The 9,367-nt window shown below is 47.5% G+C and carries 10 protein-coding genes; 2 read left to right on the top strand and 8 right to left on the bottom strand.

The genetic code is table 11. The features are described from left to right. The 8 genes from Q7J27_07590 to Q7J27_07555 form a co-directional block, all read right to left on the bottom strand. The coding region (locus tag Q7J27_07590) for a hypothetical protein (protein ID MDO9529004.1) at nucleotides 1-211 on the bottom strand (211 nt) is incomplete at its 3' end. A 286-nt stretch (nucleotides 212-497) separates the two neighbouring features. Next, entirely contained in the window at nucleotides 498-1,658 is a 1,161-nt protein-coding gene (dinB, locus tag Q7J27_07585) for a DNA polymerase IV (GenBank protein MDO9529003.1), read from the bottom strand. An 83-nt stretch (nucleotides 1,659-1,741) separates the two neighbouring features. Further along, the gene (locus tag Q7J27_07580) at nucleotides 1,742-2,002 is read right to left on the bottom strand and encodes a hypothetical protein (protein ID MDO9529002.1); all 261 of its coding nucleotides are present in this window, start codon (nucleotides 2,000-2,002) and stop codon (nucleotides 1,742-1,744) included. Nucleotides 2,003-2,028: 26 nt separating this feature from the next. Next, complete coding sequence (locus Q7J27_07575) at nucleotides 2,029-2,385, bottom strand: hypothetical protein (GenBank protein MDO9529001.1); 357 nt, start codon at nucleotides 2,383-2,385, stop codon at nucleotides 2,029-2,031. A 38-nt stretch (nucleotides 2,386-2,423) separates the two neighbouring features. Continuing rightward, the gene (locus Q7J27_07570) at nucleotides 2,424-3,278 is read right to left on the bottom strand and encodes a C69 family dipeptidase (protein ID MDO9529000.1); all 855 of its coding nucleotides are present in this window, start codon (nucleotides 3,276-3,278) and stop codon (nucleotides 2,424-2,426) included. A 16-nt stretch (nucleotides 3,279-3,294) separates the two neighbouring features. After that, the gene (locus Q7J27_07565) at nucleotides 3,295-3,660 is read right to left on the bottom strand and encodes a C69 family dipeptidase (GenBank protein MDO9528999.1); all 366 of its coding nucleotides are present in this window, start codon (nucleotides 3,658-3,660) and stop codon (nucleotides 3,295-3,297) included. Between the two features lie 146 nt (nucleotides 3,661-3,806). Beyond that, on the bottom strand, nucleotides 3,807-5,225 hold the full coding sequence (locus Q7J27_07560; protein MDO9528998.1) for a sugar porter family MFS transporter: 1,419 nt from the start codon (nucleotides 5,223-5,225) through the stop codon (nucleotides 3,807-3,809). 51 nt (nucleotides 5,226-5,276) lie between these two features. After that, the gene (locus tag Q7J27_07555) at nucleotides 5,277-6,644 is read right to left on the bottom strand and encodes a hypothetical protein (protein ID MDO9528997.1); all 1,368 of its coding nucleotides are present in this window, start codon (nucleotides 6,642-6,644) and stop codon (nucleotides 5,277-5,279) included. Between the two features lie 600 nt (nucleotides 6,645-7,244). Between Q7J27_07555 and Q7J27_07550 the strand changes: the two genes are divergently transcribed. Together Q7J27_07550 and Q7J27_07545 are read left to right on the top strand one after the other, a co-directional pair. Continuing rightward, nucleotides 7,245-8,219, top strand: coding sequence for a hypothetical protein (locus Q7J27_07550; GenBank protein MDO9528996.1), 975 nt, complete (start codon nucleotides 7,245-7,247; stop codon nucleotides 8,217-8,219). A gap of 12 nt (nucleotides 8,220-8,231) precedes the next feature. Then, entirely contained in the window at nucleotides 8,232-9,242 is a 1,011-nt protein-coding gene (locus tag Q7J27_07545; protein MDO9528995.1) for a solute carrier family 23 protein, read from the top strand. Nucleotides 9,243-9,367 lie beyond the last annotated feature (125 nt).

The raw sequence follows: 9,367 nt of genomic DNA, 5'->3' as shown, positions 1-9,367 counted from the left end.
TCCTCCTGAGGCCTTCCTGATCGATCTTATTTGCGAGAAATAGATCCCTTTGTGCCTGTACGTATCCCTTCAAATCGACAGTTACTATCCTGGGGGCAAAGTAATGGTGATACCCCGCCACACAGGAAAGTGATATTATCAGGCTGATGACAATTGCAGATATAGCGTAATATAAAGAATGGTGTTTTTTGTCATTTTTATCGTTTTGCATAAACTTTCCCCCTCCTATTGTATATGAACATCAGTGCCACTAATATTTGACGGGATCAGTGAACTTTTTTAATTTTCATGAGATAATTATTATACTGAGGCTCGGGCAGAGCCTTCAGGCGTCAACGTGGTCCGATGGGACGTGCGTTGCCTGAGAAGCCCTCCTCCTTAAGGGGGGGGATGGGAGTGTCAATCTTTGCCAGGGGACTGGCACTGTGTTTCGTTTGGGCGAAGAAATATACTGCTGGCAGGGAATGTATAATTAGTGATGATAATTCACGGTATATTCATTTTTGATCTTTCAGGCTTGCTCGTTTAATAGCATCTGTTCCGAACTTGTCGGTTATGGTGTCGATTGCCTGATCAAGTTTTTCCCAGTTGGAGCTTTTTGTGTCATCGCGCTCAAAGATGTCAATCTGTATCGGTTCAGCTTTGAGAACAAGGTTCGACGCTCCAACACCAATCAGCCTTACCTTCTTGGGCATCCCGTAGTTTTCAAGTAATTGAAAGGCTTCCCTGATAATAACTTCAGAAGATTGTGTCGGGTTTTTAATGGTAACGCTTCTTGTAATCTGTTTAAAATCTGAGTGTTTTATCTTAATGCTGATAGTTTTTGCCCTTACTTCCAATTTCCTAAGTTCTCTTCCGATTTTTTCCGCCTGCTTCAAGATATATTTCTTGAGTACCTGTTTATCGTCTGTATCTTCGAGAAGAGTTTCTTCGGAGCTGACTGATTTTGTCTCAGCAGTAGGTGTTACGGCTGATCTGTCAATACCGTCGGCAAGTTCCATTAGCCTGTGGCCAAATTTACCGAACTTTTTTACAAGTATTTCTCCGGGGTATTTTTTCACATCGCCGAGGGTCTTGATCCCCAGCAGTTCGAGTTTACTATGAGTATTCTTCCCAACACCGGGGACCTTATGAATCGGGAGGGTTTTTATAAACTGTTCGACGTTCTCCGGCACAATGATTGTCAATCCATCGGGCTTATCCATATCCGATGCAATTTTTGCCAGAAACTTGTTCGGTGCAGCTCCCAGTGAACAGGTCAGGTTCAATGTCTCTTTTATTCTTTTCTTGATACTGAGGGCACTTTCCCTTACCCCTCCCAAAAGCCTTTCACAGCCGGTAATATCAACATAGGCCTCGTCAATCGAACTCGGTTCAACAAGTGGAGAGAATTCGCAAAGGATGGACATGATCTTTGCTGACAATTCTTTGTAGCGGCCCATCCTGGGCGGAAGAAATACAGCTTCGGGACATTTCTGCCGTGCCTGAAACACCGGCATAGCAGAATGGACTCCAAACTTTCTGGCCTCGTAATTTGCAGCAGATACAACACTGCGTTCGGACTGCCCAGCTACGATCACACACTTGCCCTTCAGCTGAGGATTATCCAGCTCTTCCACAGAGGCGTAGAAGGCATCCATATCTATGTGTAGAATCATGTGATTGGTGAGAACCTTTTATAAGGATTTTATGTTCCCGTTTTTTTTTAGGACCAGTACGGCAATTATAAATCCTTTTCTCGTTATGATCTATGCAAATTTTCGGTCATGGCTAACAAGACGATCACTTGGCTGGTTACCTTTTTTATAAGATGAAGACGGTGGGGAAAGATCCTCGCGAATATTCGGGATGCCCTGTCACTCCCAACGGGAACGACAGGGCGGTTATTGCCCGGGTTCGTTCGTGAAGCCCCCGAGACTTCAATTACTGCCGGGATGCTTCCGGAGCTGGTGGGACCGTTTTCGTAGCCGACCTCTTTGAGCCACCAGGCGGGATAGAACACGGACTGGGCGATGCCCGCCCTGGTGTTCAGGTAGCCCCATCGTTATATTTGATGTAGAGGTGTTCGGCAAGCTTCCACCATTCATGGAGCACCTTCTCGGCGATATTTTCTGAATGCCAGGTCAGAAGGGCGCGGGCACCATTTTTGTCTCTCTGCTTCCAAAGGGCTACTGCCTGAGCCTCCAGCTCCCGCTGCGCTCCGAAGGCACCGGCTTCAAAGCGATCTCTCACTGCGTGTACATCCTTGATCATGTAAGAATACTTGAGCATGGCGTAGTTGGCCACATAATTGAAGGCAATCCACATGCTGTCCCGTTCTAATTCCAGGATGTCGCCCCGTTGTATGGATTCGGGCAATGTTGTTGCACCGGCGTAAAAGGGCATCAGCACGGCGGTGGCGGGTCGGTCCGGACCGAACCAGGTCAGTCTCCGCCGATCGGATCCGGCAGCCATTTCCGTGACTGATTCACGTAGGCGTAAACGCACCGGTAGATATTGAGTGGCCGCTCGAATTCCCCGTTGATAGGGGTAAGACGTCCTTCTTTATCGGCCATGCCCTCGGCCTGCCCCTCAAAACGGTTGGGATTGCCGAAGGGACCGGCTGCCAGACCTTTTGTCAGATCAAACTCGCTACCCTCGTAATTGTCCCGGTGTATGGCAAAGATATTGCTCACGGTCAGTTTCTGATCAGGCTTGATAGTGAAGGGATATTTTTTCGTGAACGCCCCTTCTACCCATGCGGGCAGGTTCAGTGAGGGTGCGACGAGGGACTGAGCCCGCCAGACGCGCCTCAGGGAGTAATAGGGGTGATGAAATTCGCCGTCACCATAGACACTGGTCCAGTCAAGGGGACCGTCTTCGGGCTTCCACCAGCCCTTCTTCTTTGCCACTTCAAAAATATTACGGGAGTACATCATGTCTTTAGCACCTTTGACCACCTCCCGGATGCGAAACTGGTTAGCTGCCACAAAGAAGCCGTCGTCAGGCACACGCTGCGCTACCCAGACGCCGTCTGTCCCGTTCATATCATAGCCGCACATCTCCATGACCCAGCCCTCTTTCGGATCGGCGACGGCCAGTGTTTCGCCCGTTCCGTAGTAACCATATTTCTCAATGAGTTCACCCATTAGCTTTACGGCCTCCCGGGCAGTCTTGCACCGTTCCAGGGCCACGCGGGAAAGTTCTGCCGAATAGAAGAGACGCTTCCCCGGTTCCGGTTCCGGGTGCACCTTGGCCTTATCGGTACATTCGCCGATTGATAGCTGGTGCTCGTTCATGATGCCGTAATTGGCGTCAAAGTAGGCGTAGGTGGGATACCTGGGGGATGAATCCCAAGGGCACGCTGGGCGGCACACCGGGCGTGTCATAGGCTGGTCCCCGGTCCCTGGTCATGATCCGCTGGGTCTCGCTGGCACCCCACTGGGGTTTAAAATCCAGGGCGCAATTGGAATAGAAAACGGGCCGCAATGCGCCGGTTTTGTGGTCCATGGCCGGAACGTAGATCAAGCGGGGGTCGTTCAGGCCGTCGTCTGAATGGGATACCATAACCGATCCGTCGGCCGATGCCGTCTTGCCTGTAACCGTGATGGTGCAGGCATCCGCCTGTCCGTAAACCATCAAACCGGCAAGTAACATTATTGCTACAAGTATTTTCTTCATTGCCTTTCCTCCCTCAAACGCAAAAAGATTGCCTGTTTAAATAACTGTGGTGTTACACTTACCGCTCCGTGGGCCATTCGTGCGAATAAGATACATTGCTGTGCGCGACATTCGGCAAAAAGGAAGCTCTTATTGCCTTTTTTAAATTACGCGTCGGCTTCAGAACATCCAAGGTCTCTAAGCTTCCTGCCTTTCTTCAGATTGATCTCAAGCTTTTCAAGTGAAACGCCTTTGGTCTCAGGAGTATATCCTCCTATCAGCACAAACCCGAGAAGGCAGAAGAACGCGAAAAAAAAGAACAGAGTAGATCCGCCCCATTTTTCCATAAAGCTTAATGAGAACCTGACAACAAAGTAATTGCCGATCCAATTGGCCATTGTTGTAACAGTAAGACCGAAGTCTCTGGCTTCCAATGGGAATATTTCCGCGCAGATTACCCAGATTAGCGGCCCTAAAGAGAAACCGAATGCAAGCAGATAAACAAGACAGGAACCGAGTATAACTGTCTGTCCTAACCTGTGTACCTGCATTCCTCTTTCAATTCTCATAAATTCAGTGCCCAGAAACAGTAACGTAATAATCATCAGGATCAGTCCCATATAAATAATAGGTTTTCTCCCCCATTTGTCACAGTAGAAAATAGCGATCAGGGTAGCAAGCATATTAACAAGCCCGCAGGCTACTGTGGCCACACTGGGATTATTAAATCCGGCCTTCTCGAAAATTATTGTAGAATAGTAAATCACACAGTTGATCCCGCTAAGTTGCTGCAGTAACTGAAGAAGGATGCCGAGAATGATTATTTTGGCAAAATAAGATTTACCAAGCATAGCAACCACACCCATCTTCTGTGAACCTTCCCCCTGTTCAAGGTTTTCCCTGATTTCCGTCAGTTCATTTTTAATCTCAGCTTCAGTTTCTCTGGTTTTAGTAAGGACATCTTCAGCTTCTTTTTCTCTGCCTTTGAGCATCAGCCATCTTGGAGATTTAGGAATAGTAAACACGGAAATCAGCATTATAATAGCCGGTATGCAGATAATAAAAAGCATCAGTCTCCATGGATCATCGCTGGTGGAAGTCTTGCCTATTAAAGTATTGCTTACATAAATAGCAAAAATACCGATAGTAATACTAAACTGATAAAGGGAGATATAACCGCCCCTGAGTTTAGCGGGAGCAATTTCAGAAAGGTAGAGCGGTACTACGAAGGAAGCACATCCTACAGCAAGCCCCAGGCATACTCTGGTAAAGTAAAGAACAGTCTCTGAGTGTGTGTTTGAACCCCAGACAGTGAATATCGAAAAAAACAGTGCTGCTAAAAGAAGAGTGTTTTTACGTCCAATGGCTTTTGAAATAAAACCGCTTAAGAATGCACCGATTATCGCGCCTATCAGAATAATACTCGCGAATGATTCACCCTGAGCTGTTGTCCAATTGAAGGTTTTCTGAATAAAGCCCAGAGACCCGTTGATAAACCCCTGATCCAAACCAAACAGCAGTCCGCCAAGGGAAGCTGTCACGCAAATCCAGAAAACTTTTGTTTTTGCCTTTGTGTTTACTGCCATTTGGTTCCTCCTCGTTTTCAGTATTTTTGTTTGTTAATAGCTTTCTTTATATCACGTTTTATTTTTTTCAGACGACGCGGCTACTGCAGCTATAATGGCTGCGCCCTTACCGGAGCCATCTTTGGAATGAACTAATGTTATTTTTTCCGCTTTTTCGCCGTACAGTTTTTTGAATACATCCGTCATTTTAGCTCCAAATCCGGGGTATTTCTCAAAGAGTGAACCGTCAATGCCAACAGTGTGCATATCCTTAAGTTCCGGATCAATCCAGGTAATTACCGCGGAGATGGCAGCCGCGCCAAGCCTGGCCGCTCTGGCTGATACAAATTCGCACAGACGTTTTAGTATTGTTTTGTCGTGAAGAGTAATGTTTGAAATTACATTATTGTTAAGAAATTCTTCCGCTTCGCCAAGATTTGTTGTTTCATCTCCTTCAATCAGGGACATATGCTCTGTCTTCAACGAATCTTTTTTCTTAAAACTTTCAGCGGCGTCGGATTCATTTAAAAATATGAGGTCTCTCTTTATCAAATCTATTAAAATAAGCCTTGTGATCTCACCCAGATACATACCGGATACCATTTTTTCAAGGTACATGGCGCCTGGATGAACTGAAGCCTCGTCCAACTGTTTATCGTAACATGTCAGCCTGAGTTTATCGAAATTGCCCCATTCCATATTGATAATCATATACCCTTCAGGATCCAGTCCTCTCAATTTCGGTATATTCGAGAGCTTTTCCCGATAACACGCGTTAGTTCCGGTGCCCATTATAACGCCCAGGTCACAGGTGGGGTCGGTATAGCTTTTAGCAACCAAAGTACCTACAGTATCGTTGGCAAGGGCCGCGACTTTAATACAGCTAATATTCTTCCTTCTCAAAGCTTCATTCAACAGTATTATAACATCTTCGCCTTCTACTCCTTTTGCTGTAAAACCTTTTGTCCAGACTATAAGCGTACCAGCGGCAATGTTTATCTGTTCTACAGGAAAAGAAAAAGTAAACGCGAGGTCATAGAAGTTTTTTCTGTCAATATTATTTTCAGTCAGGAAGGAATCAATGCAGCCGGCAATAAAATCAAAAAGCTGCACCCCTGTTCCCTGCATGTCTTTTTTCTGAATGGCAAATTTGCTAACAGCCAGAACACTTGAGTTCCCCTTACCGTCAAGTTCGACCGCAAGCACTCTAAAGTTTGTGCCGCCAAGATCAAGTGCGATAAACCTACCCTTTTCATTTCCCTTCGGCCTGTCAACAAATGAAGGTATCATCTTCAGGGAACTTTCATGACCGGAAAGGCCTTTCTGCATTTCCGCGTGAAAGTCTGTAATAATAACTTTGATATCGTTCAGTGAGATTGTAAAAAGCTTTTCTAAATATGAAACAAATTCTTCACAGGCAATAGGCGAGGACTTAATCATTGATTCCTCCATTTCTCAAATTAATTTTACGGGGCTACGAATTGAGGGACGTCCGTCAACAAGTAATTACCTCAATCTATAAGTTTGTAATCGGTTATTTTAGCGATCTGCTCACCCCTTCGCACGGCATGGGCGTGAACTTATCTGCCTGTGCGTTGCACACAGACAGGTGGGGTAAAAGTTCCCTATACGTTAACCCTGCTAATGGGTTGATATATTAGCAAAAGTATTAGCCAAAGGCAAGGGCGTTTCCGTGAGGAAGGTTTGAAGGAAACCGGAGTGCAAAGCTATGAGCCAAGCCTGCCCCGGACTTGATCCGGGGAGCAGAAACAGCATATAAGGCCAAGTCTCCGGGTAAATTAGCACAACATAACGAAGCCCTGTACGTAATTTAACATTTGCGACCCATTTTTCCTTTCGTAAACCAAAAGAGTTGGCAGCCTAAAATCATGTCTCCCCGGTAAAATCCTGAAAAAACACCCTTGCTTTTCGATATGTCTCTGTTAAGATAAAAGCCCATCGATAACCAAAATCCCTGTCATTAGTATAAGCGGCGGTAGCATTAGTGTGAAAAGGCCTGCGATTTAGAGGATGCTGAGAATGGAAGAAAAACCGAGAGATGAATCGGAGGGGAAACCCAAACAACCAAAGAGTGCGAAACGATTCATTTTACCCCTCCTGGCGCTGGTGTTCCTGTTGTTTGTCGTAGGACGCTTGGTCCATCTGATGAAGACACATGACGAGTTGTATCGCCAATACACATTCCGTGTCACGCGTGAACTCGTCAAGACTGTTACCTGGGCCAAAGCTCTGCTGGAAGAAAAGGGAGAGAAAGCCTTTCCGCTTCTGGATAAGATGAAGTCTCACCAGTTTGGCCTGTATTTATACGTTTATCGTTCATCGGATGGCATGTGCCTTTACCATGGAGAGAACCCCGCGCTGGTTGGCACACGGTTGGACACGTTTACCGATCAGCTTGGGAAGCCGTTGCATAAACTGATTTCCCACGAGATAAAAAATCCGCTCAACCGGCACGGTTGGGTTCATTTCTACTGGAATCGGCCGCATGGCCTTTTCCTGGAATGGAAATCCGCATGTAATCTCGCGGTGAGGTTGCCGGATGGCACTGAATGTTACGTTGGCGGAGGTCATTACGATATCGGCGCTGAACTGGAGTTTGCACGAATTGCGGTAACGGATGCCGAGCACCTGCTGAAGACACGCGGCAAGGAGGCTTTAGATGAACTGCTTACCCCGGCCGGTCCGTATTTTTTCCACAACACGGCCGTCTTCCTGTTACGTGAAAATGGAAAGTCGATTATCGATCCGGTTTTGAAGAAACGCTATAAGCGCGACTTGCTGGAATTCCAAGACGCAGTCGGGCATTATCCGTTCAAGTACCTTTTACGGAGATTAAAGACTGAGAACGAGGCACAGGTTGTGCTGTATGCGCACTCTCCCCTGTCGATGAACAATCAGAAGAAAATCATTTACGCGCGACGCTGCACGATGGGGGAAGAACCGGTTATCGTTGGCACGGTGATCGACGCGCCCCACAGCGCCTGGTGGCGGTAAGGAGCGACACAAATGGCATCAGCAAAACCGGATACTGAATTGGTTTACGGGCAGAATGACGTGCCGCCGGCAGGTCACCTGATCCTGTTGAGCCTTCAGCAGGGAATGTTACTGATACTCGGCACCATGCTTCCCGTGCTGTTGGTCAAGGAATTCGGCGGGTCGACGGAAATGGCCATTACTATGGTCAGCCTGACCATGATAATTTCCGGGGTAGGAACCATTATCCAGGCTGTGCGCCTGCGCTGGATTGGTTCCGGTTATCTTTGTCCGAACATTGGCGGGCCTTCATATCTGGCATTATCCATTACTGCCGTTATCCAGGGTGGTTTGCCGCTGATGCAGGGAATGCTGGTTTTTGCCGGCATTATTGAGATGTTTCTCTCAAGGGTTGTTTCACGATTGCGCTCCCTGTTCCCGCCGCTTGTGGTGGGAATGACGGTCATGATGGTAGGAGTTAGTATTATACCGATGGCTTTTTCCAACTTTTGCGGTTCGCCCGTTGCCGGTGACGAGGTTATCTGGCAGGATATCGCGGTGGGGTGTGTGACGCTGATGGTGATAGTTGGGTGCAATCTTTGGGGAAAGGGACAGGTAAAGCTTTATTGCCTGCTGATCGGTATTTTTGTCGGATGGGGGGTGGCACTTTGTATTTCTCCTTTTGATCCGGTCCAATACCAGATGCTCGGCGAAGTTCCTGTGTTCGCCATTCCATTTAAGGGGCTTTCGCAGTTTCGCCTGGCCTTCGACTGGTCGCTTGCTCTGCCTTTTCTGGTGATTTCCATTTGCGGATCGCTCAAGTCGTTCGGCAACCTGCTCGCGGCGCAGAAAATCACGCGCCCGGATCTGGAAAAACCGGACATGAAACCGATTGCGGGCGGATTGATGGCCGACGGATTAAGTACGGCGATGGCCGGTTTGATAGGAGCCGTTGCGGTTGACACTTCTTCCAGTAATGTGGGGCTTGCCGCGGCAACGCGTGCCGTGAGTCGCTGGATTGGCGTCTGTGTTGTCAACAAATAGAACTGTCCGGTTTTGTAGCAAATGAATTGTCCGCTTTTTGTTGTCCAGGGAGAGCCATGAAACAGGGAGTCATAGGAGGTGTTCCCGGGACAGGTGGCGAGCGGCGGACTTACGCTGCCTTTCCC

This window comes from Syntrophales bacterium, assembly GCA_030655775.1.
GTDB lineage: Bacteria > Desulfobacterota > Syntrophia > Syntrophales > JADFWA01 > JAUSPI01.
Note: the sequence above shows the minus strand (reverse complement) of the source record. Positions and strands in the feature narration are given on the sequence as shown.

Bases quoted from the DNA above. Each gene is read 5' to 3' on its own strand.
- dinB (MDO9529003.1), bottom strand. From the start codon at position 1,658: ATGATTCTACACATAGATATGGATGCCTTCTACGCCTCTGTGGAAGAG.
- Q7J27_07575 (MDO9529001.1), bottom strand. From the start codon at position 2,385: ATGCCCTTTTACGCCGGTGCAACAACATTGCCCGAATCCATACAACGG.
- Q7J27_07570 (MDO9529000.1), bottom strand. From the start codon at position 3,278: ATGAACGAGCACCAGCTATCAATCGGCGAATGTACCGATAAGGCCAAG.
- Q7J27_07565 (MDO9528999.1), bottom strand. From the start codon at position 3,660: ATGAAGAAAATACTTGTAGCAATAATGTTACTTGCCGGTTTGATGGTT.
- Q7J27_07560 (MDO9528998.1), bottom strand. From the start codon at position 5,225: ATGGCAGTAAACACAAAGGCAAAAACAAAAGTTTTCTGGATTTGCGTG.
- Q7J27_07555 (MDO9528997.1), bottom strand. From the start codon at position 6,644: ATGATTAAGTCCTCGCCTATTGCCTGTGAAGAATTTGTTTCATATTTA.
- Q7J27_07550 (MDO9528996.1), top strand. From the start codon at position 7,245: ATGGAAGAAAAACCGAGAGATGAATCGGAGGGGAAACCCAAACAACCA.
- Q7J27_07545 (MDO9528995.1), top strand. From the start codon at position 8,232: ATGGCATCAGCAAAACCGGATACTGAATTGGTTTACGGGCAGAATGAC.